This is a genomic window from Paracoccus beibuensis, from assembly GCF_026162625.1.
Classification (GTDB): Bacteria; Pseudomonadota; Alphaproteobacteria; order Rhodobacterales; family Rhodobacteraceae; genus Paracoccus; species Paracoccus beibuensis.
Map to the genome: position 1 here is coordinate 16,620 of NZ_JAOTBD010000019.1, position 23,387 is coordinate 40,006.

The 23,387-nt window shown below is 66.9% G+C and carries 24 protein-coding genes; 14 read left to right on the top strand and 10 right to left on the bottom strand.

Going from position 1 to position 23,387, the window contains the following annotated elements:
- Positions 1 to 37 precede the first annotated feature (37 nt).
- The 8 genes from adh to OC159_RS12410 all read right to left on the bottom strand — a co-directional run bounded on the left by adh (position 38) and on the right by OC159_RS12410 (position 10,177).
- The gene (gene adh / locus OC159_RS12375) at positions 38 to 1,564 is read right to left on the bottom strand and encodes an aldehyde dehydrogenase (RefSeq protein WP_265501483.1); all 1,527 of its coding nucleotides are present in this window, start codon (positions 1,562 to 1,564) and stop codon (positions 38 to 40) included.
- A gap of 127 nt (positions 1,565 to 1,691) precedes the next feature.
- Positions 1,692 to 2,648, bottom strand: coding sequence for a GAF domain-containing protein (locus OC159_RS12380; RefSeq protein WP_265501484.1), 957 nt, complete (start codon positions 2,646 to 2,648; stop codon positions 1,692 to 1,694).
- 73 nt (positions 2,649 to 2,721) lie between these two features.
- The gene (locus OC159_RS12385; RefSeq protein ID WP_265501485.1) at positions 2,722 to 3,939 is read right to left on the bottom strand and encodes an ABC transporter ATP-binding protein; all 1,218 of its coding nucleotides are present in this window, start codon (positions 3,937 to 3,939) and stop codon (positions 2,722 to 2,724) included.
- A gap of 15 nt (positions 3,940 to 3,954) precedes the next feature.
- On the bottom strand, positions 3,955 to 5,481 hold the full coding sequence (locus OC159_RS12390; protein WP_265501486.1) for an alpha-amylase family glycosyl hydrolase: 1,527 nt from the start codon (positions 5,479 to 5,481) through the stop codon (positions 3,955 to 3,957).
- 10 nt (positions 5,482 to 5,491) lie between these two features.
- Positions 5,492 to 6,625: a carbohydrate ABC transporter permease gene (locus tag OC159_RS12395; protein ID WP_265501487.1), complete on the bottom strand. Its 1,134-nt coding sequence runs from the start codon at positions 6,623 to 6,625 to the stop codon at positions 5,492 to 5,494.
- The gene (locus tag OC159_RS12400) at positions 6,625 to 7,620 is read right to left on the bottom strand and encodes a carbohydrate ABC transporter permease (protein WP_265501488.1); all 996 of its coding nucleotides are present in this window, start codon (positions 7,618 to 7,620) and stop codon (positions 6,625 to 6,627) included. The genes OC159_RS12395 and OC159_RS12400 overlap by 1 nt, the downstream gene beginning before the upstream one ends.
- Before the next feature lie 58 nt (positions 7,621 to 7,678).
- On the bottom strand, positions 7,679 to 9,034 hold the full coding sequence (locus OC159_RS12405; protein WP_265501489.1) for an ABC transporter substrate-binding protein: 1,356 nt from the start codon (positions 9,032 to 9,034) through the stop codon (positions 7,679 to 7,681).
- Positions 9,035 to 9,118: 84 nt separating this feature from the next.
- Positions 9,119 to 10,177 carry a quinoprotein relay system zinc metallohydrolase 2 gene (locus OC159_RS12410; protein WP_265501490.1) on the bottom strand — a complete coding sequence of 353 codons (1,059 nt, stop codon included), beginning with the start codon at positions 10,175 to 10,177 and terminating at the stop codon, positions 9,119 to 9,121.
- Positions 10,178 to 10,313: 136 nt separating this feature from the next.
- Between OC159_RS12410 and pqqA the strand changes: the two genes are divergently transcribed.
- The 11 genes from pqqA (at position 10,314) to OC159_RS12465 (ending at position 18,714) form a co-directional block, all read left to right on the top strand.
- On the top strand, positions 10,314 to 10,406 hold the full coding sequence (pqqA, locus tag OC159_RS12415) for a pyrroloquinoline quinone precursor peptide PqqA (protein WP_111299049.1): 93 nt from the start codon (positions 10,314 to 10,316) through the stop codon (positions 10,404 to 10,406).
- A 73-nt stretch (positions 10,407 to 10,479) separates the two neighbouring features.
- Positions 10,480 to 11,361 (top strand): pyrroloquinoline quinone biosynthesis protein PqqB, encoded by an 882-nt coding sequence (gene pqqB / locus OC159_RS12420; protein ID WP_265501491.1) that lies wholly within the window; start codon positions 10,480 to 10,482, stop codon positions 11,359 to 11,361.
- On the top strand, positions 11,358 to 12,110 hold the full coding sequence (pqqC, locus tag OC159_RS12425; protein WP_265501492.1) for a pyrroloquinoline-quinone synthase PqqC: 753 nt from the start codon (positions 11,358 to 11,360) through the stop codon (positions 12,108 to 12,110). Before pqqB ends, pqqC begins: the two co-directional genes overlap by 4 nt.
- On the top strand, positions 12,107 to 12,400 hold the full coding sequence (gene pqqD / locus OC159_RS12430; protein WP_265501493.1) for a pyrroloquinoline quinone biosynthesis peptide chaperone PqqD: 294 nt from the start codon (positions 12,107 to 12,109) through the stop codon (positions 12,398 to 12,400). The genes pqqC and pqqD overlap by 4 nt, the downstream gene beginning before the upstream one ends.
- Complete coding sequence (pqqE, locus tag OC159_RS12435; RefSeq protein ID WP_265501494.1) at positions 12,397 to 13,533, top strand: pyrroloquinoline quinone biosynthesis protein PqqE; 1,137 nt, start codon at positions 12,397 to 12,399, stop codon at positions 13,531 to 13,533. The genes pqqD and pqqE overlap by 4 nt, the downstream gene beginning before the upstream one ends.
- Before the next feature lie 4 nt (positions 13,534 to 13,537).
- Positions 13,538 to 14,317: a quinoprotein dehydrogenase-associated SoxYZ-like carrier gene (locus OC159_RS12440; protein ID WP_265501495.1), complete on the top strand. Its 780-nt coding sequence runs from the start codon at positions 13,538 to 13,540 to the stop codon at positions 14,315 to 14,317.
- A gap of 134 nt (positions 14,318 to 14,451) precedes the next feature.
- On the top strand, positions 14,452 to 15,159 hold the full coding sequence (locus OC159_RS12445) for a response regulator transcription factor (RefSeq protein ID WP_265501496.1): 708 nt from the start codon (positions 14,452 to 14,454) through the stop codon (positions 15,157 to 15,159).
- Positions 15,159 to 16,319: an FIST N-terminal domain-containing protein gene (locus OC159_RS12450; protein WP_265501497.1), complete on the top strand. Its 1,161-nt coding sequence runs from the start codon at positions 15,159 to 15,161 to the stop codon at positions 16,317 to 16,319. The genes OC159_RS12445 and OC159_RS12450 overlap by 1 nt, the downstream gene beginning before the upstream one ends.
- On the top strand, positions 16,309 to 17,631 hold the full coding sequence (locus OC159_RS12455) for an ATP-binding response regulator (protein WP_265501498.1): 1,323 nt from the start codon (positions 16,309 to 16,311) through the stop codon (positions 17,629 to 17,631). Before OC159_RS12450 ends, OC159_RS12455 begins: the two co-directional genes overlap by 11 nt.
- An 88-nt stretch (positions 17,632 to 17,719) precedes the next feature.
- Positions 17,720 to 18,334 (top strand): hypothetical protein, encoded by a 615-nt coding sequence (locus OC159_RS12460; RefSeq protein WP_265501499.1) that lies wholly within the window; start codon positions 17,720 to 17,722, stop codon positions 18,332 to 18,334.
- Positions 18,331 to 18,714, top strand: coding sequence for a hypothetical protein (locus OC159_RS12465; protein ID WP_265501500.1), 384 nt, complete (start codon positions 18,331 to 18,333; stop codon positions 18,712 to 18,714). The genes OC159_RS12460 and OC159_RS12465 overlap by 4 nt, the downstream gene beginning before the upstream one ends.
- Here the strand turns inward: OC159_RS12465 and ubiB are convergent, their stop codons facing one another.
- Positions 18,715 to 20,250 (bottom strand): 2-polyprenylphenol 6-hydroxylase, encoded by a 1,536-nt coding sequence (ubiB, locus tag OC159_RS12470; protein ID WP_265501501.1) that lies wholly within the window; start codon positions 20,248 to 20,250, stop codon positions 18,715 to 18,717. It abuts the gene before it with no gap.
- 3 nt (positions 20,251 to 20,253) lie between these two features.
- Complete coding sequence (ubiE, locus tag OC159_RS12475; protein WP_265501502.1) at positions 20,254 to 21,000, bottom strand: bifunctional demethylmenaquinone methyltransferase/2-methoxy-6-polyprenyl-1,4-benzoquinol methylase UbiE; 747 nt, start codon at positions 20,998 to 21,000, stop codon at positions 20,254 to 20,256.
- Positions 21,001 to 21,138: 138 nt separating this feature from the next.
- Here ubiE and mutM point away from each other — a divergent pair, with 138 nt between their 5' ends.
- The 3 genes from mutM to rpsT all read left to right on the top strand — a co-directional run bounded on the left by mutM (position 21,139) and on the right by rpsT (position 23,263).
- Positions 21,139 to 21,984 carry a bifunctional DNA-formamidopyrimidine glycosylase/DNA-(apurinic or apyrimidinic site) lyase gene (mutM, locus tag OC159_RS12480; RefSeq protein WP_265501525.1) on the top strand — a complete coding sequence of 282 codons (846 nt, stop codon included), beginning with the start codon at positions 21,139 to 21,141 and terminating at the stop codon, positions 21,982 to 21,984.
- 71 nt (positions 21,985 to 22,055) lie between these two features.
- A complete protein-coding gene (locus OC159_RS12485; protein ID WP_265501503.1) occupies positions 22,056 to 22,832 on the top strand; it encodes an enoyl-CoA hydratase in 777 nt (258 codons plus the stop codon).
- Between the two features lie 161 nt (positions 22,833 to 22,993).
- Positions 22,994 to 23,263, top strand: a complete 270-nt coding sequence (rpsT, locus tag OC159_RS12490) for a 30S ribosomal protein S20 (protein WP_265501504.1) — start codon at positions 22,994 to 22,996, stop codon at positions 23,261 to 23,263.
- Positions 23,264 to 23,387: the final 124 nt, after the last annotated feature.

The following is a 23,387-nucleotide window of genomic DNA, read 5'->3' on the forward strand; positions in this document are numbered from 1 at the left end:
GCTGGCCCCCCGCGGGTTGCGGAGGGCCCCTGCGCGATCAGAAGAAGCCCAGCTTCTTGGGGCTATAGCTGACCAGCATGTTCTTGGTCTGCTGGTAATGGTCCAGCATCATGCGGTGGTTTTCCCGCCCAATGCCCGACTGCTTGTAGCCGCCAAAGGCCGCATGGGCCGGATAGGCGTGATAGCAGTTGGTCCAGACCCGGCCTGCCTGGATCGCGCGGCCGAAGCGATAGCAGGTGTTGGCGTCGCGCGACCAGACGCCCGCGCCCAGGCCATAGAGCGTGTCGTTGGCGATCGACAGCGCCTCGTCATGGTCCTTGAAGGTCGTCACGGACACGACGGGGCCGAAGATCTCTTCCTGAAAGACCCGCATCTTGTTGGTGCCCTTGAAGACCGTGGGCTTGATGTAATAGCCGCCCGACAGTTCGCCGCCATGGTCCGCGGCCTCGCCCCCGGTCAGCACCTCGGCGCCCTCCTTGCGGCCGATGTCGAAGTAGGAAAGGATCTTCTCCTTCTGCTCGGACGAGGCCTGCGCGCCGATCATCGTGGCACTGTCGCGCGGGTCGCCCTGCACAATCGCCTCGACGCGCTTCAGGGCGCGTTCCATGAAGCGGTCATAGATCTTCTCGTGGATCAGCGCGCGCGACGGGCAGGTGCAGACCTCGCCCTGGTTCAGCGCGAACATCACAAAACCCTCGATCGCCTTGTCGAAGAAGTCGTCGTCCTCGCGGGTGACGTCCTCGAAGAAGATGTTGGGGGACTTGCCGCCCAGCTCCAGCGTGACCGGGATCAGGTTTTCCGAGGCGTATTGCATGATCAGCCGGCCGGTCGTGGTTTCCCCGGTGAAGGCGATCTTCGAAATCCGCGGATTCGACGCCAGCGGTTTGCCGGCCTCCAGCCCGAAACCGTTCACGATGTTCAGGACGCCCGGCGGCAGCAGATCGCCGATCAGGTCGGCAAAGACCATGATCGTGGCAGGGGTCTGTTCGGCCGGCTTCAGCACGACGCAGTTGCCGGCGGCCAGCGCCGGGGCCAGCTTCCAGCACGCCATCAGCAGCGGAAAGTTCCACGGGATGATCTGCCCGACCACGCCAAGCGGTTCGTGGAAATGATAGGCGACGGTGTCGTGGTCGATCTCGGAGATGCCGCCTTCCTGTGCGCGGACGGCGCCGGCGAAATAGCGGAAATGATCGATGGCCAGCGGCAGGTCGGCGGCCATCGTCTCTCGGATAGGCTTGCCGTTGTCCCAGGTCTCGGCGGTTGCCAGCAACTCCAGGTTCTGCTCCATCCGCTCGGCGATCTTGATCAGGATGTTCGAGCGGTCGGTGGTCGAGGTGCGGCCCCAGGCAACCTTGGCGGCATGGGCGGCGTCCAGCGCGGCCTCGATGTCGTCGGCGTTCGACCGGGCGATCTCTCCGATCTCGCCGCCGGTGATGGGGGTGGTGTTGGTGAAATACTTGCCGGATTTCGGCGCGACCCACTGGCCGCCGATGAAGTTGTCATAACGGCTGGCAAAGGGCATCACGCCCACGCCCTTGAATTCGTGCGTCTGGTCGTTCGGCATCGGGTCCTCCTCTCGGGATGTCCCGGACTCTCCCCAGTCCGGGTTGCCATAGATGTCCGATGACCCGTGATTCGAGGCAACCGGCCATCCACGCCGCGCCGCAGAAGCTGTCTCATGCGTGAGACAGTCAGCCGGGATTTTCCCCGATCCTCAGCCGCGCCATGCGCCGGTACATGGTCGCGCGCCCGATCCCCAGCGCCCGTGCGGCGGCCGAGACGTTGCCCTCGGCCCGCGCCAGCGCCCTGACGACGGCGGCACGTTCGCCGCGGTCGAAGCCGCGAAGGTCGTCCTGGCGACCCAGCAGATCCGCCGCCGGTCGAGGGCGCAGACGTCCCTCGCGCTCCAGCCCCAGGACGCGGCGGGCGGCGCGGGTGGCGCCAATCGCCAGGTCGTCCTTGTCCACCGCCAGCAGCACCGCCTGGTCGGCTTGGTCGTCCGACCCCACCACGATCCGCGCCTGCGGAAAGCTGGAGCGGAAGAACAGCGCCTCGATCGCCCGCGCCGTCTGCGCCACCTGCGCCCCGATCAGGCGGTTGTACCGCTCGGTCTGGTCGGCCCGCGCGCTGCTGACGTCCAGCGCCGCCAGAAGCCGCCCGTCAGGTCCCCAGATCGGTGCGTCCATGCAGGACATGGCCGTGTTGCGGGTGTGGAAATGTTCGTCGCGGTGGATGGTGACCTGCCGCCCCTCGGCCAGGCAGGTGCCGATGCCGTTGGTGCCCTGCGCGGCCTCTGACCAGTCGGCCCCGCGCCAAAGACCCCAGTCGCGGAACTGCGCCGCGTCGCCGTCCGAAACCCGCTGGTCAAGCACCACGCCCTGCGCGTCGGTCAGCAGCACGTTGCAGCCGGACAGCCCCACGAGGTTGTAAAGCTGGTCGATCTGCGGCCCCGCGACATGCAGGAAAGCGGCCATGGCTGCGTGCCGTTCGGCCAGTTCGGCCGCTGACAGGCGCTCGGGACGGCGTCGGTCGGCCGGGTCCAGCCCGTGCTTCAGCATGGACCGCCGCCAGGATGCGGCAAGCGCCGAAGTCGCGCGCGGCGACTGCGACTGTTCCGCCACCAGATCGGCATGGCTGCGCTGCGTCATGGTTCCCCCCTCCCAAGGGACGGGGCCAGTATAGCGGATATTTCGATCCGCGACCTGCGACTTTGGTCGCAGGTTACCGCACCGGCCCCTCGGGCTTGATCAGCCCGTCGTCGATCCGCCCCTGGTCGTCATGCGGCTTGGCAGGCGTGCTGCCGGGGCTGCCGGACGGGGCGGCGGCGCGCATTTCGAAGGGCGGCGGCGGACCGTCGCGGTAAAGCAGCGACTGCCCTTCGTGAAACAGGTGCATGGCATGCGGATCGGCGGTCAGCCTGACGCGGCGGCCGTTCAGCCCGGAACGGATGCCCGGCAGCTTTGTGATGATCGGCACCGTTTCGGCATTGGTGCCGAAGTAAAGGAGGGTGACCTCTCCCAGGGCCTCGGTCAGATCGACGGTGCCTTCGAAGACGGCCGCGCCATCGGTGTCGCGCATGTCTTCCGGGCGGACGCCCAGGTTGACCTCCATGCCCTCGTCGCCGACGCGGGTGGGAACGGTCACCTGCGCCTGAAGCCCGCCGTCCAGCGCGACGGTGGTCATCGGGCCCGTGGCGATCACGCGGCCCGGCAGCAGGTTCATGGCAGGGCTGCCGATGAACTGGGCCACGAACTCGTTCACGGGGCGCTGGTACAGTTCCAGCGGCGCCCCGACCTGGGCGATGCCGCCGCCGGCCAGCACCACGATGCGGTCGGCCAGCGTCATCGCCTCGGTCTGGTCATGGGTGACATAGATCATCGTCCGGTCCGGCATCGAGGCCTTCAGCTGCGCGATCTCGATCCGCGTGGCGACGCGAAGCGCCGCATCCAGATTCGACAAGGGTTCATCGAACAGGTACACCTTCGGATCACGAACGATCGCCCGCCCGATGGCGACGCGCTGGCGCTGCCCGCCCGACAGCGCCTTGGGCAGGCGGTCCAGATAGGGCGTCAATTGCAGCATCCTGCCCGCGCGGTCGGTGGCTTCCCGGATCTGGTCCTTGGACTGGCCCGCGATCTTCAGCGCAAAGGCCATGTTGTCGCGCACCGTCATGTGGGGATAGAGCGCGTAGGACTGGAACACCATCGCGATGCCGCGCTGGCTGGGCGGGATGTCGTTCATCACCCGCCCGTCGATTTCCAGCGTGCCGCCGGTGATCTGCTCCAGCCCCGCGATCATGCGCAGAAGGGTGGATTTTCCGCAGCCGGAAGGGCCGACGAAGACGATGAATTCGCCCGACCGGATGGTCAGGTCGATTTCCCTTAGCACGTTCACGTCGCCATAGGACTTGGCGACATCCGTCAGTCTCAAGTCGGCCATGTGCGGATTCCTCCCCTACCCCTCGATGATTTGCACCTGCCAGGGCGCCAGTCCGCCGCTGTCTTCGGCGGACAGGTTGGCGCGGATCAGCAGGCTCTGCCTGTCGTCGGTGCGGCGGAAGGACAGCACGGGTCCCTCGGCGCCGATGTCGCTCATGTCGCCGTCGCGCAGCGCGCTGTGCTTGCGCCTGAGCCCGATGGCCCACCGATAGTGGTGCAGCATGGACTGCGCGTCGGCTTCCTGACTGACGACGGTGCGCTGCAGGTGGACATGCGGCACGGGCAGCCACGGCTGGCTGGTCGAGAAGCCGCCGTTCACGCCCATGTCCCAGACCATCGGGGTCCGGCAGCCGTCGCGGCCCTTGAACTCGGGCCAGAACTCGATGCCATAGGGGTCGCGCAGTTCTCCGAAGCGCAGCTCTGCCTCGGGCAGGCCCAGTTCCTCGCCCTGGTAGAGGCAGACGGACCCCTTCAGGCACAAAAGCACCGTCGCATAGGCCTTGGCCGCCTGCTCGGGCAGATTCCAGCGGCTGATATGACGCACGACATCGTGGTTCGACATCGCCCAGCACGGCCATGAATTCGGCGCGACGGCGTGCAGCTGGTCGAACACCTCGACGATGCGCGCGGCCCGCAGGTCGTCTCCCGACAGGAAGTCGAAGACATAGGACATCTGCACCCGGCCCGGCACGCCGGTATATTGCTCCAGCAGTTCCAGCGCCCGTTCGCTGTCGCCGATCTCGCCCACGACGGCGGCGCCATAGGGCGCGATCGCCTGGTAGAACCGTTCCAGAAACGCGATGTTCTCGGGCTGCGACTTCGAGAACCGATGGCTCTGGTGATTGTACGGATTCACGCGCGGCGCGGTGTCGGCGCGGCGCAGTTCCGGCGCCAGCGGCGGGTTGTCGCGCAGCTGCTCGTCGTGGAAATAGAAGTTGATCGTGTCCAGCCGGAAGCCGTCCACTCCCCTTTCCAGCCAGAAGCGTGCCATCTCCAGCAGGGCGTCCTGGACGGCTGGGTTGTGAAAGTTCAGGTCGGGCTGCTGGGTCAGGAAGTTGTGCAGGTAATACTGTTCGCGCCGCGCATCCCAGTGCCAGGCGCTGCCGCCGAAGATCGACAGCCAGTTGTTCGGCGGCGTCCCGTCGGGCTTGGGATCGGACCAGACATACCAGTCGGCCTTGGGGTTGTCCCGCGACGCCCGGCTTTCCTTGAACCACGGATGCTGGTCCGAGGTGTGCGACATCACCAGGTCGATCATCACCTTCAGCCCCAGGTCATGGGCGCTGGTCACCAGCCAGTCGAAATCGTCCATCGTCCCGAACAGCGGGTCGATGCCGCGATAGTCGCTGACGTCATAGCCGAAGTCCCGCATCGGAGAGGTGAAGAAGGGCGAGACCCAGACCGCATCCACGCCCAGTGACGCGACATAGGGCAGCCTTTGCGCGATTCCGGCCAGATCGCCGATCCCGTTGCCCGTCGTGTCCTGAAAACTGCGCGGATAGATCTGATAGATGATCCCGCCCTTCCACCAATCCGTCGTCATTGCCGTCAATTCATCCACCTTTCACCGACCCGGCCAGCAATCCGCGGACCAAGTATTTCTGCATCGCAAAGAACACGAGCAGGGGAACGGCTATCGAGATGAAGGCGGAAGTTGCAAGGATCTCCCATTCACCTCCCCGCGATCCCATCAGCTCGCGCAGCAGGCCCGTCATGACCAGCTGTTCGCGCGTATTGCCCAGGAACACGGTGGCCACCAGCAGGTCGTTCCAGACCCACAGGAACTGGAAGATGGCAAAGCTGGCCAGCGCCGGAAAGGACAGCGGCAGGATGATGCGGCGGAAGATCTGGAAATCAGTGGCGCCGTCCACGCGGGCGGATTCAATGATCTCGCGCGGCAGGCCGACCATGTAGTTGCGCAGAAGATAGACGGCCAGTGGCAGGCCGAAGCCGGTATGGGCCAGCCAGATGCCAAGGTATCCCTTGCCGATGCCCAGGTCGTTGTGCAGCCGCAACAGCGGGATCAGCGCCACCTGCAGCGGCACGACCAGCAGGCCGACCACGGCCGCCGTCAGCAGCGCGCGGCCCGGAAACTGCATCCAGGCCAGCGCATAGGCGGCGAAGGCAGCGATCAGGATCGGGATGACGGTCGCGGGGATCGTCACCGTCATCGTGTTCATGAAGGCGCGCCCCAGCCCGCCCGCCGTCAGCACCCGGCCATAGTTTTCGGTCGTGAATTCGGGCGGAGAGATGGTGGTGGTGAAGATGCGTTCGCCCCGCGTCATCTCGAACGGCTGGGCAGAGGTCATGCGATAGGTGCCGTCGGCGGCCACGGTCAGCTGGATACCGTCCTCGATTTCGGTCGTCTCGCCCGGCTGGAACTCGGCCGGCTGGCGTGCGCCGGTGCCCCAGGCTGACAGCTTCTGCGTTCCCTCCAGGGCGCTGCCTTCGATCACATAGAGCCCATCCTGCTGCACCTGGTCGTCGACCGTGCCCGACCTGACGAAGCCGGTCTGTTCGGATCCGGAAAATGACTGCCACCAGCCCGAGGTGGAGATCTGGTCGCGGTCCCGAAACGACGACACGAACAGCCCCAGCGTCGGGATCGTCCAGAGCAGCACCAGCAAAAAGGCAGACAGGTTGACCACCCATGCCAGCGAGGATTTCTGTCCGGCCATGCCCTCCATCAGCGGACCTCCTTGCGGGCGTTCCAGATGTTCCAGACCATGATCGGCGTGACCAGGATCATCAGGACGATGGCGATGGCCGACCCGCGCCCGTAGTCGGGGGTGCCGCGGAACATCCAGTCATACATCAGGTTGGCCAGCACCTGCGTGCCCCATTGCCCGTTGGTCATGACGAAGACGATGTCGAAGACCTTCAGCACGACGATGGTGATGGTGGTCCAGACGACCGCGATGGTGCCCATGATCTGCGGCACCTTGATCTTGAAGAACACCTGCAGGGGGCTGGCGCCGTCCAGGATCGCGGCCTCGATGGTTTCCTCGGGGATGCCGCGCAGGGCGGCGGACAGGATGACCATCGCAAAGCCGGTCTGGATCCAGACCAGCACGATCATCAGGAAGAAGTTGTTCCAGCCGGGCAGCGTCAGCCAGATCTGCGGCTCGCCCCCGAACCGCGTCACGATCCAGTTCAGAAGGCCGATCTGGGTCTCGCCCGAGGCGCGGTATTCATAGATGAACTTCCAGATGACGCCGGCACCGACGAAACTGATCGCCATGGGCATGAAGATCAGCGACTTGCCGATATTGCCCCACTTGATGCGGTCGGTCAGCTGCGCCGCCAGCAGGCCGAACAGCGTCGACAGCGCCGGCACGACCAAGAGCCACAGCATGTTGTTCAGCATCGATTCCCGGAACTTGTCGTCGCCCAGAAGCCAGAGGTAGTTGTCGGCGCCCACGAAGGCCGAACCGTTCGAACTGAACAGCGACCGCCACAGGCTGTCCAGCACCGGATAGACCAGGTAGGTCGCCAGAAACACGATCGCGGGGCCAAGAAACAGCCAAGGCCTGATCTGGTTCGCGCGGCGGATGTTGTCGCCCGCACGGTCGCCGCGCGGCGGGTAGATCTTGTCGAGAACCCAGTTCGATCCCCAGAACCAGGCCACGCAGCCGAAGACGCCTGCGACGATCGTGCCGACGGCCAGCCAGAACAGCTCCATCGCTTTCCCCTCCCCTTGTCCGGTGACGGCGCGGCAATAACGCCGCGCCGGTGCGAGGTCACTTCAGCGACGCCCAGGTCTGCTGGATCTGGTCGGCAACCTCCTGCGCCGAGGACCCGCCCACGAAGTCGATCATCCCGGTCCAGAAAGCCCCCGCGCCGATGGCGCCCGGCATCAGATCCGACGCATCGAAGCGGAACACCGTGGCGTCCAGAAGGATCTGCCCCATGCGGCGCACCGTTTCATCGACATAGGCTTCGGGGTTGGCGCCGGTATGGGGCGTCAGGAAACCTTGCTGCGCCATCCAGATCTCGTGCGCGGCGGGCGTCTTCAGAAAGTCGATGAAGGCCATCGCGGCCGGGTTGTCCGACAGGGCCGCAAACATCGTGCCGCCGCCCAGGACCGGCTGGCCAAGATCGCCCGATGCGGGCGCGGGCATGTAGAAGAAGTCGGCATCCTCGCCCACGACGGTCTCTTCCGGGAAGAAGGTCGGGATGAAGCTGGCCTGGCGGTGCATGTAGCAGGACGGCGGGAATTCAAAAAGGCCCGCCGGGCTTTCGCGGAAGTCGGTCGAGGTCACGGCCCCCGTGCCGCCCGCGACGAAGTCGGAGTTCTTGGCGAACCAGCCGAATTCCTCGATCGCGTTCACCACGACCGGGTCGTTGAAGGGCATCTCGTTCGCGACCCACTGGTCGTATTGTTCCGGCGTGGCGGTGCGCAGCATCAGGTCTTCGACCCAGTCGGTCGCGGGCCAGCCGGTCGCGCCACCCGATCCCAGGCCGATGCACCAGGGCGTCTCGCCCTCCTCGGCGATCTGTTCGGTCAGGGCCTTCAGATCTTCGTAGGTTTCGGGGATCTCGTATCCGGCATCCTCGAAGTTCTCGGGGACATACCAGACCAGCGACTTGACGTCGGCCTTGTAGGGGAAGGCATAGAGATGCTCCTCGCCCTCGGGGCCCTCATAGGTGCCAAGCTCGGCCCAGCTTTCTCCGGCGGCATAGGTGTTGCGCAGCCACTGCGCGGTTTCTTCGCCCAAGGGCTTCAGAAACCCCTTGGCCGCAAGGTCCGCGGCCAGCCCTGGCTGCGGGAAGACCGCGACATCGGGGGGCGATCCGGCCTCGCTGTCGATGACGATCTGCTGTTCGAAGCTGTCCGATCCGGAATACTGCGCCCCGGCCCCCGTCACCTCGTTGAAATAGGCCAGGACCGACAGGAACAGCTCCTGGTCGCCACCCAGCCAAGGGCCCAGGATGTTGAAGCTTTCGCCTTCGAGGTCAGGATGGGCGGCGGCGAATTCCTCCAGGCTGGCCCAGTTGATGCGATCGTCGCTGCCCGGCTCGATCACCAGCTGCGCCTGCGCGATCCCCGTGCCCAGGGCAACGATGGCGGCGGTCGTGAACAATGTCGTCTTCAAGTCTTCCTCCCTCAAAGGTCCGGACCGTCAAGGTCCGGGTGCTTGCGCCAGCTCCCGCACACCGGCGGGCGTGTCAGATCGTGGTCATTCCCATTCCAGTTCCTGAAAGGCGACCGTCGCGTCCCGTGCCACCGTCGCCTCAAAGGAAGCCCAATCCTTCTTCAACGGTTCCAACGCCTTGGTGATCTCCGGGACGGCTGACGACATCGGCTGCCCGGCATCGATGGCCTTCCGTGTCTCGCCCGCCAGCGCCTCAAGGAAGATCCGCTGGGGACCCGACGCTTCCGCCCAGGAACCGGTCACTGCCCCGTGCCCCGGCACGATGAAGCGTGCCCCGGCGGCAGGGTCGCTGTCCAGCCATTCCAGCCATCCCCTCAACGATCCGTCCACCACCGGCGTCAGTTCGCGGAACAGAAGGTCGCCCGCGAACAGGGTGGCGGTCTGGCGGTCGAAGACGGTCAGGTCGTTGTCGGTATGGGCTGGCGGCCAGGCCCGCAGCTCCAGGATCCGGTCGCCCAGGTCGATCTGCATCCGGTCGCCCACGACCCGGTCTGGCAGAACGATCTCGGTCCCGATCCACTCGGCCGGGGGATAAAGCTGCGTGAGGTTCGCGAGGTAAGCCGCGCCACGCCCCTCCAGAGCCTGCGGCAGGGCGTGGTGGCCCAGGACGACGGCCCCCGCCTCGGCGAAGACGGCGGCGCCGAAGCTGTGGTCGGGGTGCATGTGGGTCACGATCAGGTGGCTGATCGGCTTGTCGGTGATCCGCCGGATCGCGGTATAAAGCGCCTGTCCCTCGGCTCGCGACACGCCCGCGTCAATGACGGCGACAGTGTCGCGGCCGATCACAGCGCCCAGGTTCGCGATGTGGCCGTCCGTGCTGTCCTCCATCTGCAGGCTGGTGCCCAGGTTCACGTGGACGCCCGGCGCGACCTCTTGCAGGTCTGCGGCCGGAAGGTCCACGTTGGCCGGGCAGGCGGGCGCGTCACCTACCAGTTCCGGATGCGCCTCCAGCCATTCCTGCGCGATTCGCGCGGCCCCGGCCTCGCAGGCTTGCTGCGTCGCGGCATCGCCCTGCGGCAGAAGGATGATGCCGCAATTGGTCGGTGCAGAGGCCAGGCAGGCGGCCAGGATCAGGTGAAACATCGACGAACTGCCCCTATTTCGTGCATTCGATCACGCAGTTGCGACCTTTGTCGGGTTGATTCATCCTGCCCCTGATCTACATTTGAATCCAGTCGCCTTCTTATCCTGGCGCAAACGGCATGTAGGAGGAGAACACATGGCCTGGACCAAACCGACCCTGACCGAGATCGCCTGCGGCATGGAGATCAACATGTACGCACCCGCCGAGGACGAGCCCGTCCTGTTCTGAGCCTTGTCGGACAGATAAGGCAACGGCTCCGTCCGATCAGATCGGACGGAGCCTTTTTCGTCGGGACATAGCGATGCGGATCATCATCCTCGGGGCGGCGGCGGGCGGCGGCCTGCCGCAATGGAACTGCGGCTGCGGCAACTGCAATGCCGCACGCGCCGGTCGGATTCCGTCGCTGACCCAAAGTTCGATCGCGGTCAGCGCCGACGGGCGTGACTGGGCAATCCTGAACGCTTCGCCCGACATTCGCGCGCAACTGGCCGCGACGTCGGCACTGCATCCAAGCGGCCCGCGCGACATGCCGCTGCGGGCGGTGCTGGTCACGAATGGCGATATCGACCATGTGGCCGGGCTGCTGACCCTGCGGGAAAGCCAGCCCTTCGACCTCTATGCCACGGCGGCGATCCATGACGCGCTGGCGGCGAACCCGATGCTGGCCGCGGTGAACCCTGACTTTGTGCCCCGCCGCGCGGCGGCGCTGGACCAGACGGTCGAACTGGTTTCTGGCCTGACGGCCACGCTGTTCGCCGTGCCGGGGAAGGTGCCGCTCTACCAGGAGGGCGAGGTGGTCGAGACCGGCCTGCTGGGCGAAAACACGGTAGGCGTCGAATTGCGGGCCAATGGTCGCCGGGCGCTCTATATCCCCGGCTGCGCTGACCTGCCCGACTGGCTGCTGGACCGGATCGAGGGCGCGGACGCGCTGATGTTCGATGGCACGCTCTGGGACGATGAGGAAATGATCCGCATGGGCCTCGGCCGCAAGACCGGCCGCCGGATGGGCCACATGCCGGTGACGGACACGATGCCCGCGCTGGCCGGTACCACGGTCGGGCAGCGCATCTTCGTGCACATGAACAATTCGAACCCGCTGACCGACCCGGCCAGCCCGCAGGTCGCCGACGCGGCCCTTCAGGGCTGGCAGGTCGCCCGCGACGGAATGGAGATCACATTGTGAGGGACATCCAGGGAACCGCCCAATCGCGCGAGGACTTCGAGGCCAGGCTGCGCGCCATAGGGGCCGAACGCTATCACGACCGCCACCCGTTCCACGCCCGCCTGCACGGCGGCCAGTGCACTCCGGACGAGGTGCGAGCCTGGGTCATCAACCGCTGGATGTACCAGTCGCGCATCCCGATGAAGGACGCGGCCTTCATGAGCCGGGTCGACGACCCTGCCCTGCGCCGCGCCTGGCGCAAGCGGATCGAGGATCATGACGGAGGCGCGACCGAGGGCGGCGGCATCCGCCGCTGGCTGGCCTTGGCCGAGGCGGTGGGGCTGGACCCCGACTATGTCGCCAGCGGCGTGGGGATCATGCCGGGGACCCGCTTTGCGGTGGATGCCTATGTCCGCTTCGTGCGGGACATGCCTCTGCTGGACGCCGTCGCCGCCAGCCTGACCGAGCTGTTCGCGCCGAAGATCCACGCGCAACGGATCGAGGGGCTGCTGGCGCATTATGATTTCGCCGACGACAGCAGCCTGTCCTATTTCAAGAAGCGCCTGACCGAGGCGCCCGAGGACGTGAAGTTCGGCCTGGATTTCGTGCTGGCCCACGCCGACACGCTGGAAAAGCAGGACGCGGCGGCGGCAGCCTTGACCTTCAAGACGGACGTATTGTGGGCGCAGTTGGACGCTCTGTGGCACGGCTATGTCGAAGGCAACATCCCCCCCGGCGCCTGGCGCCCCGGAGAGGGGATGCGCGCATGACCCCCCTGATCGAAGCCCATGACGTCCCCTACCTGCCCCGCGGCGTCAGGCTGCAGGGCGACCGCGTCCGCGGCATCCGCGTTCTGCAGGCCCCCGAACGCGCCATGCAGCTGGACCAGATCGGAGAGGCGATCCTGTCCGAGCTGGACGGCCGCCGCAGCATGGAGGCGATCGTGGCGGGGCTGGCCGTGCGCTACAAGGCGCCGGCCGACCAGATCGCCGGAGACGTGCGCGATTTCCTGTCCGGATTGATCGAACGCCGCATGGTCTTCGTGAAGGACACGGCATGAAGGACCTGGCAGAGCAGCCCCGCGACCTGGACGGCAACCCCGTCACCCCCGGCCTGCCCATGGCGATGCTGGCCGAAGTCACGCATCGCTGCCCCCTAGCCTGCCCCTATTGCAGCAATCCCGTCGAACTGGTGCGCGCGCAATCCGAGATCAGCGCCGACGACTGGGGCCGGGTGTTCCGGCAGGCGGCCGACCTCGGCGTGCTGCAGGTCCACATCTCGGGCGGTGAACCGGGTGCGCGGCGCGACCTGGCGCAGATCGTGGCGCATGCGCGGGACGCGGGGCTGTATGTCAACCTCATCACTTCGGGGATCGGCATCACTCGCGAGCGGCTGGAGGAACTGGACCGCGCCGGCGTCGACCATGTCCAGCTGTCGTTGCAGGGCATCCGCCCCGACATGGCGGACCGGATCAGCGGCCATCCGGGGTCCTGGGACAAGAAGATGGGCTTTGCCGATTGGGTGACCGAGATCGGCTTTCCGCTGACCATCAACGCCGTCGTGCACCGCCAGAACATGGAACGCCTGCCCGACATGCTGGATCTGGCCGAACGGCTTGGCGCGCGCCGGATCGAGGTGGCGACGGTGCAGTTCCACGGTTGGGCCGACCTGAACCGCGCCGCGCTCATGCCGACGCGCGAGCAGGCGGCCTTTGCCCGGCAGGTCGTGAACGACGCGCGCGTCCGGCTGCGCGGGCGGATGGTCATCGACTTCGTGCCCGCCGACCATCACGCAGTCTATCCCAAGGCCTGCATGGGGGGCTGGGGTTCGACCGGCCTGAACGTCGGCCCCGACGGCACCGTCCTGCCCTGCCACGCGGCGCAGTCGATCACGTGGATGCAGTTCGAGAACGCGCAGCAGCGCAGCCTGTCGGACATCTGGCACCTGTCGGACAGCTTCAACGCCTTCCGCGGCACGTCCTGGATGCCGGAACCCTGCGCCAGCTGCGAACGCAAGACTGTCGATTTCGGCGGCTGCCGCTGTCAGGCGATGGCGCTGGCGGGCGATGCGCGGGCGACCGATCCGGTCTGTTCCAAGTCGCCGCTGCGGGCGCAGGTCGTCGCCCGGGCCGAGGAGGACGCGGCCGCCACGACGGCGGACTTCATCTATCGGAGGATGAAAAAGGGAGGATAGGAGGATGAGACTCTGGCTGACCCTTGGCGCGGTCCTGCTGGCCGCGCCTGCCCTGGCGCAGGACAACCCCCTGCAGCCGTCGCCGACCTGGGACGACCTGCGCGTGTCGGTCATCGGGCTGGAGGCGGAGCCGCCGGTCGATCCGGCCGTGCTGGACCTCGACGCCCCCATGCGGGCGCATGAGGCGGCCATTGTGCCCATACGCCTGACCCAGCCTGCGCATGCGCCGGCAGTGACGGCAACGACCTTGGTGATCGACGAAAATCCGGCCCCGGTTGCGGCCGAGTACACCTTCGGGCAGGCGCTGATGCCCCTGGACTTCGAGGTGCGGGTCCGCGTCGACAGCTATTCCGACGTCCGCGCCATCGCCACGCTGGCGAACGGCGCGCCGGTGATGGCGGGGCGTTTCGTCAAGGCGGCCGGCGGCTGTTCGGCGCCCGCGGGCAAGGACATGGCCGCCGTGAAGGACACGATGGGACAGATGCGCTGGCGCACCGCGATCGAGGGTGACCGCAGCATCGGCACGCTGATGATCCGGCACCCGAACTTCTCGGGGCTGCAGCGCGACCAGGTGACGCTGCTGAACATCCCGGCACATTTCATCGACCGGCTGGAGGTGCGCCAGGGCGAGGAGCTGCTGTTCACCATGGCGGCTGGCATTTCCGTCAGCGAGGACCCGGTCTTCCGCTTCGCCTTTGACTCCGATGGCCAGCCCATCCACGTCCATGTCGAAGACACGGAGGGCAATATCTGGGACCAAACGTTCGACTCCGTCAGCGGGTGACGCCCAAGCAGCAAGAGGTCCTCGTCCCACCTTTGTCTTGGCAAGGCGCTTGCTTTAACGGCAACCGTCCCTAAACTGTCACATGCGGTCGCACCTTGGAGGAGGAGCGGGCCGCTGCAACAGGGAGGAATGCCATGACCGCAGCCGCCATGCAGGCGCGTCCTGTGTCGTCACCGCGACCCACCGCAGATCAGGTCCGCGAGATTCTGATCGTGGACGACCATCCGCTGATGTGTGACGCGCTGGCACTGACGCTGAAGATCAGTTTTGGCCTGAAGAACGTCCGCACCGCCCGCAGCCTTGCTGCGGCGGTGGAGCAGATCCGCATGCAGGGTGCGCCCGACGCGGTGATTCTGGACCTGAACCTACCCGACGCGCGCGGCGCCGAAGGCATCGTGACATTGCGCCGGCAGCTGCCGGGCGTGCCGATCACCATGATCTCGGCGGATCTGGAAGGCGCGATGATATCGGCCGCGATGGCGGCGGGGGCGCAGGGATACATCAGCAAGTCGCTGTCGCGAGAGGCGCTGGTCGACAGCCTGCGCCGCATGTGGGAAGGCGAACACGTCACCCCCGAGTGCTATGACCCCGCCCGCGACGACGCCGGCGACGAGGCCAAGGCCGAACTGGCCCGCCGCTTCGCCACGCTGACACCGCAGCAGATGAAGATCCTGCGGCTGATTTGCCAAGGCAAGGCCAACAAGGAGATCAGCTATGAGCTGTCGATCGCCGAGGCCACGGTGAAGACCCACATCACGGCGATCATGTCCAAGATCAATGCGCGCCGCCGCACCCAGGCAGTGCTGCTGGCGAACTCCGTCCGGCTGTTCGAGGCCGGTTGATGAATACCGGCCCGGTGGCGAAGGAGGGCGCAACCGGGCCGGTTGCTGTGCAGGCCGACCGCGGCGGGATCGACCTGGTCCCGACCTTGCTGGACGGCCTGCGCGGCACCAATCCCGCCCTGGTGCTGCTGTTCGGCGCCGCAGGCGACGGGCTTGCCGCCCTGCACGAGGCCCTGGCGGCCGAGCTCCCGACCGATTGCGTGATCGTCGGATGCTCATCCGCCGGAGAGATCGGGCCGGGCGGCTATGCCTCGGGCAGCGTGGTCGCGATCGGGTTCCCGGTCCGCCATTTCCGCGCCACGGCTCTGACGCTGCCCGAGCTTGCGTCGCTGCCGGTCTCGGATTGGATGGCGCGCCTTCGGGCGATGCACCGCGACTTTGGCACCGACCCGGCGCGACGGCTGTTCGGCCTGCTGCTGGTCGACGGCCTGGCGGGACAGGAGGACGCGCTGGTGGCGACGCTGGACGCGGCCCTGCCATCGGTCCCGGTGCTCGGCGGGTCTGCGGGGGACGGGCTGGATTTCCGTCATACCTCTCTGCTGGCCGAGGGCCGGGTGCAGTCGAACATGGCGGTGTTCGTGCTGGTCGAAACGGACCTGGACATCGCCGAGATCACCTTCGCGCATTTCAGCCCCACGCCGACCCGCGCCGTCGTCACGGCCGCGATCCCCGAAAAGCGCCGCATCCTGGAGCTGAACGCAGAACCCGCGGCCGATGAATATGCGCGCCTGACCGGCCTGCCGCGCACCGAGTTGACGCCGCCCGAATTCGCGCGCCACCCCCTGCTGTTGCGCATGGGCCGGCGCCACCATGTCCGTGCCATCAGCGCGATCACCGACGACGGCGGGCTGTCCCTGATGTCGGCCATCGACACCGGAACGATCCTGACCCTCGGCCGGGCCGAGGACATGACGCGCGGCTTCGCCGATGCGCTCGACGCGCTGCCCCGGCCGCCGCTGATGATCCTGGGCTTCGATTGCATCCTGCGTCGCCTGGCGCTGGAACGCGCGGGCCTGATCGGCTGCATGTCCGACATCTATCGCCGCCACCGCGTCGCCGGGTTCAACACCTATGGCGAACAGCACAGCGGCATGCACGTGAACCAGACCTTCGTCGGCCTGGCCTTTCTGGACCCCGGCGGGGGTGTCGATGCTGCGTGAGGACGATCCGCCGGCCAGGCAGATCGAGAAGCTGACCCGGATCAACCAGGTGCTGATCGACCGCATCGACCGGCTGGAGGAATCGCGCGGCTCGGCGTGGTCGATGTTCCAGGCGGCCGTCGCGCTGGAGCAGGAGGTCCTGGCCCGCACACGCGACCTGGAACGCGCCATGGCCGACCTGTCGCAAAGGAACCGCGAACTGGCGGTGGCCCGCGCGGCGGCCGAAGAGGCGAACCGCTCGAAGACCCGTTTCCTGCGCGCGGCCAGCCACGACCTGCTGCAGCCGCTCTCGGCCGCGCGGCTGTTCCTGTCGGCGCTGGCCGACACTCGGATGGATGAACACCAGGCTGAACTGACCGACCGCCTTGGCGGCGCCTTCGAATCAGTCGAGCAGTTGATGCACGCGGTGCTGGACATCTCGCGGCTGGACAGCCAGCGGATCGAGTTCAACCGCCAGCCCGTCGCGCTGGGAGAACTGTTTCGTCGCTTGGCCACTGAATACGCGCCGCTGGCCGAGGCCAAGGGCCTGCGGCTGACCTTCGTCCCGACCGGCACCGTTGTCGAAAGCGACCCGATCTTCCTGCGCCGCATCGCCCAGAACCTGGTCTCGAACGCGATCAAGTACACGCAGCGCGGCGGCGTGGTCGTGGGCGCGCGCCGTCGGGGCGGGATGTGCTGGCTCTGCGTCTATGACAGCGGGATGGGCATTCCGGCCGTGGACCGGAACCGCATCTTCGACGAATTCCAGCGGCTGGCGCATGATTCGGGCACTCCCGGCATGGGCCTTGGCCTGTCGATCGTCCGGCGGGCCTGCGCCAAGCTGGGCCATCCGCTGAGCCTGCACTCCGAGGCGATGCGCGGCACCGTCTTCCGTGTCGGGCTGCCGCTGATCGACGGCGGCCCCGAGCCAGCGCCCCGCGCCGTCGACACCGCCATGCTGGCGCTGCGCGGGCGCGTGGCGCTGGTGGTCGAAAACGACCTCGACATGCGCCGCGGATACGAGATGATCCTGCGCGACCGCCTCGGCATGGTGCCCCGCATTGCCGGCGACACCGCCGAAGCCTTGGCCACGATGGGAGAGGAACCTCCGGACGTGATCCTTGCCGACTATCACCTTGAAAACGGCGAGACCGGTTTTGCCGCCGTCGAGGCGCTTCGTGCGGCGTCGGACCGTCCGGTGCCGGCGGTGATGATCACCGCGCATCGCGATCCGGCCATTGCCCGCGTTTGCGCGGCCATGGATGTGCATCTTCTGGAAAAGCCGGTGCGGCCGGCCGAACTGGCCGAGATGCTGGGCCGGCTTATGGCGTAAGACCAAGGGTTGATGCGTCACGTGGCAGGGCTTGCGCCGGGCTTTGACTGCCACGCATCATGTTCCGACAAGAGTGGGAGGACATACCATGAAACGCGCCATCGCAGCAGCCTTGTGGCTGGGGCTTGCCGCCCTGTCGCCGCAGCCGCTTCTGGCTGCCGAAGCGGGCGATGCGGTCTTCGCCGAACGCGGCCCGTGGAACCTGGGCCAGGACCGCTTGGCCTATCGCATGACCATCGAGGGTCCGGCTGCGGAAGGGTTCCAGCCCACGGCCGACGGCGCCCTGACGCTGTCCGAAGTCGTCGACCCCAGCGACCAGCAACCGGTGCTGGAACTGAACCAGAAGACCGAAACCCGCGACCGCAAGATCGGGCCCTTCCCGGTTTCGGGCGGCGACCCGGTACTGACCTTCTTCCTGGAACAGACCGCGCGCGACATGGCCGCGCTGACCGGCGGCAGCCCCGATTACATCCGCAACCGGATGAAGGACGCGCTGTTCCGGGGCGGAGAGATCGCCCGCAACGGCGAGACGACCACCGCCACCTTCCATCCTTTCGAGGACGACCCGAACGCCGCCCGCATGCACGGTTTCCAGACGCTGACCCTGACTTTCGTCATGGGCGATCCGGCCGACCCGATCCAGGAGTTGCGCGCCGCCACGGCCGAGACTCCGGGCTATCGCAACGAACTGGTGCTTGAATGACCCGGCAAACATGCTTTGGCCGGACCCTGCTACCTCACTGGTCTGCCGGGCTTGCCGCGCTGGCTCTGCTGGCATCCCACGCGGCGCCGGTGGGCGCGCAGGCCGTCAACGACTATCCGACCAACGCGCGGGCCGAGTACGTGTTTGCCTGCATGGCCGCGAACGGGCAGACGCGCGACATGCTGGACCGCTGCTCTTGCGCCGTCGACCGTATCGCCGAAGTCCTGCCCTATCGCGACTATGTCAGCGCCGAAACGGTCCTGCGCATGCGGCAGACGACCGGTGAGCGGGCGGGCATGTTCCGGGGCATGGCGGCGCTGACGGAAACCGTGGCCACCTTGCGGCGCGCCGAGGCCGAGGCCGAGATCATCTGCTTCTGATCAGGCCAGCGCCAGGCCGATGCCAGCCCCTGCCGCCAGCGCCAGCACCGTCACCAGCCACAAGGGCAGCGCGGGGCGGGGCTGGATCAGGGTCAGGCGCGCCTCCTCGGGATGGGCGCGGTCCCACAGGATCTGCTCGATGATGCGGGGCAGCAACGGGCCATAGCGGCCGACGGTCTGCGCCACCTGGCTCAGGTCGTGCAGCGCCGCCTTGGGGCCGATGCCTGCCTTGATATAGTCCGACACGACCGGCTTGGCCGCGTCCCAGATGTTCAGCTGCGGGTCGAGCGAGCGGGCCACGCCCTCGACCACGACCATGGTTCGCTGCAGCAGGATCAGCTCGGTCCGGGTGGGCATGCCGAAGCGTTCGGTCACCTCGAACAGGTATGACAGCAGGTTGGCCATGCTGATCCGGCTGGCATCGGCGCCGAAGATCGGTTCGCCCACCGCGCGCAGCGCGCGGGCGAAGGCGGCCTCGTCCCGGTCGCGGGGCACGTAGCCCGCTTCGAAATGGACGCGGGCCACCATGCGATAATCGCGCTGGATGAAGCCATAGATGATCTGCGCATAGACCCGGCGGGTATAGTCGTCGATCTCTCCCATGATGCCGAAGTCATAGGCGATGATGTCGCCGTTCGCCGCCACCTTGAGGTTGCCGTGATGCATGTCGGCATGGAAGAACCCGTCGCGCAGCGCGTGCGACAGGAACAGCTGGATCACCCGGCGGGCCAGGTCGGTCGTGTCGTGACCCGCGGCAAGCAGCGCCTGGGGGTCGCCCATCGGCAGACCCTCCGCCCAATCGGCGGTAAGAACCCGACGGCTGGACAGCGCCCAATGCGGCAGCGGCACCTGAAACCCGGTATCGCGCGCGGTATTTTCGGCGAATTCCGACGCGGCAGCGGCTTCCAGGCGTAGATCCTGTTCGCCGGTCACGGTCTGTTCAAAGTGGCGGACCACGTCGCGGGGTCGCAGACGGCGGGTCGACGGCGACAGCATCTCGATCAGCCGGGCGCCGAAGTGAAAAGCGTCGATGTCGCGCCTGAAGGCGGCGCCGATGCCGGGACGCACGACCTTGACGGCGACCTCGCGCCCCGTTTCTCGCACGCGGGCGCGGTGGACCTGCGCGATCGAGGCCGCCGCCACCGGTTCCGAAAATTCCGAAAAGAGCTGGTCGACGGGGGCGCGCAACTCAGCCGCCACGGCCTCTTTCGCGACACGCGTCGGGAACGGCGGCAGGCGGTCCTGCAGCATGCGCAGCTGCCCGGCAAGTTCAGGCCCCACCACGTCGGCGCGGGTCGAGAGGATCTGCCCGAACTTGATATACGCCGGACCCAGCGCGGTGATCGCGCGCGTGATCGGCGGCAGCGCCGGGTCGCCGCGATAGCCCATCCAGCGGAACGGCCAACCCAGAACCCGCGCCGCCAGCCGCAGCCGCACCGGCGCATCGACCGCGTTCAGAACGGCGGCCATGGCGCCCGTGCGTTCAAAGGTGGCGCCGGTGCGGATCAGCCGCAGGATGTTGTGTGGTCCGCGCACGCCTTACAGCTTCCAGCCGGAATGCAGCGCGGCGATGCCCATCGACAGGTTGCGCCACTGAACCCGACCGAACCCCGCATCGCGGATCATCTGGGCGAACGTCTCTTGGTCGGGAAAGCGGCGGATCGACTCGACCAGATACTGATAGCTGTCGCGATCGCCCGTCACCGCCTGCCCCATGGCAGGGATCACGTTGAAGCTGTAGCGGTCATAGGCCCATTGCATGGCGGGGACCGGGATCTGGCTGAACTCCAGCACCATGAGGCGGCCACCGGGCTTCAGGACGCGGTAGGCCTCGGCCAGCGCATCGGGGATGCGGGTCACGTTGCGGATGCCGAAGCTGATCGTGTAACGGTCGAAGCTGTTGTCCCCGAAGGGCAGCGCCATCGCATCGCCGGTGACCCAGGACAGCCGGTCGGCCTTTGCGGCGGCCTCGGCGCGCTTGCGGCCCTCGACCAGCATCGATTCGGTCATGTCGCAGACCGTGACCCGGCCTTGCGGTGCGCGGTCCAGGAAGCGGAAGGCCACGTCGCCGGTGCCGCCCGCCACGTCCAGAAGGTGCTGGCCGGCCCTGGGCGCCAGCCAGTCCATCATCGCGGTCTTCCAGATGCGGTGGATGCCGACGCTCATCAGGTCGTTCATGACATCGTATCGGGATGCGACGCTGGAAAAGACCTGGTGGACCATCCCGGCCTTCTGATCCTCGTCGACGGTCCGAAAGCCGAAATGGGTCTGTCTGCTGTCCGTCATGCGCTTGCCGTTTGCCTGTTCCATCGCCAGATATGTCCAGCCTGACGCCGGCACAATGACCGCGATGCGCCACGGGTGCAATGCGACCAGACGCGCGGCGGCCGGATGCACAACGCGCGACGCGCCGAAAGGGACCACGTGCCAGAACTGCCCGAAGTCGAAACCGTCCGCCGCGGCCTGCTGCCGCATCTGGAGGGCGCGCGCATCGCCCGGGCCGAGGTCCGTCGCCCCGACCTGCGCTGGCCGATGCCGGTGGACCTGGTGCAGGTCCTGACCGGCGCAACCGTGACGCAGCTGCGGCGGCGGTCGAAATACCTGCTGGCGGACCTGGATCGCGGCGGCACGGTCCTGTGGCACCTGGGCATGTCGGGCCGGATGCTGGTCGAGGGTGCGGGACTGGCGGGCTTTCACCGCGACCCCGGCATCATCGCGCGCCACGACCATGTCGTGCTGACGACGGACGCTGGGACCACGATCACCTTCAACGACGCGCGCCGCTTCGGCATGGTCGACCTGATCCGCGAAGGGACCAACCATCCGCTGCTGGACCACCTGGGGCCGGAGCCTTTCGACCCGGCCTTCACGCCCGCCTATCTGGCGGCGGCCTTCGCCGGGCGGCGGGTGCCGGTCAAGCAGGCGTTGCTGGACCAGCGGATCGTGGCGGGGCTGGGCAACATCTATGTCAGCGAATCGCTCTGGCGGGCGGGTATCGACCCGCGCCGGGCGGCTGGCCGCATCGGGGCCGCGCGGATCGCCGCTCTGGTGGGCCATATCCGCGACGTGCTGTCGGACGCCATCGCCGCCGGCGGGTCGTCCCTGCGCGATCACCGGCAGGCCAGCGGAGAGCTGGGCTATTTCCAGCACAGCTTCCGCGCCTATGACCGCGCGGGGCAGCCCTGCCTGCGCGACGGCTGCGGCGGCACGCTGCGCCGAATCGTGCAGTCGGGGCGGTCCAGCTTCTGGTGCCCGGGCTGCCAGCGCTGAACCCTTGGATTTTTGCGCCCCTTGCTGATAGGACTCGGCCGCAATGCAAATTGGCAACGAGGTCCAAGCCTATGGCTTACGAAACCATCATCGTGGAAGTCGAGGACGAGGTTGCCCTGATCCGGCTGAACCGTCCCGAGGCGCTGAACGCGCTGAACGCCACGCTTCTGGACGAGCTGTCTGCCGCCATGACCGAGGCCGACCGCAACGACAAGATCCGCTGCATCGTGCTGACCGGCAGCGAAAAGGCCTTCGCCGCCGGCGCCGACATCAAGGAGATGTCGCAGAAGTCCTTCGTAGAGGTCTATGAGGAGGACCTGTTCGGCGCGCAGATCGAGGCCATCGGCCGGGTGCGCAAGCCGATCATCGCCGCCGTCAGCGGCTATGCCCTGGGCGGCGGCTGCGAACTGGCAATGGTCTGCGACTTCATCATCTGCGCCGAGAACGCGAAGTTCGGCCAGCCCGAGATCAACCTGGGCGTTGTCGCCGGCATCGGCGGCACCCAGCGCCTGACGCGATTCGTGGGCAAGTCCAAGGCCATGGACATGAACCTGACCGGCCGCTTCATGGACGCGGCCGAGGCCGAACGCTCGGGCCTTGTCAGCCGCGTCGTGCCCACGCCCAAGCTGATCCCCGAGGCGCTGACCGCCGCCCGCAAGATCGCCGAGAAGTCGCAGATCGCCACCAAGACAGTCAAGGAGGCCGTGAACCGCGCTTATGAAACGACGCTGCGCGAGGGGCTGCTGTTCGAACGCCGGTCCTTCCACGCCCTCTTCGCGACCGAGGACCAGAAGGAGGGCATGGCCGCCTTCCTGGAAAAGCGCGAAGCGCAGTTCCGCGACAGGTAGGGGGTTTCCTTTTGCCGCGCCTTGGCCTATAGGCCCGGGCTTACATGCGTGTGGGCCCGCTTTGGCAAGAATCATGTCCGTCCCTGTCAAGGGTCGGCGTCATGGGGCTTTTGCACGTTCGAAACAGTGAAATGCAAACGACCCGATAGGATCTCCGACCCATGGCCAACACGCCCCAGTCCAAGAAACGCGCCCGCCAGATCGAACGTCGCACCGACGTCAACAAGGCTCGCCGCTCGCGCATCCGCACCTACCTGCGCAAGGTCGAAGAGGCGATCGCTTCGGGCAATGCCGATGCCGCCAAGGATGCCCTGCGGAACGCCCAGCCCGAACTGATGCGCGGTGTCACCAAGGGCGTCGTTCACAAGAACACCGCCTCGCGCAAGATCTCGCGTCTGGCTGCCCGCGTGAAGGCACTTTCGGCCGCCTGAGGCCTGCGCTTCCGGCAGGCCGAAAAGCCGCTGGAACAGCTTGAAAAGAGCGGATCGGGTGTGGCCAAGATAGCCGCGCCCGATTTTTCTTTCTGCACCTGCGAAACCGGAAAACTTCAAGAAA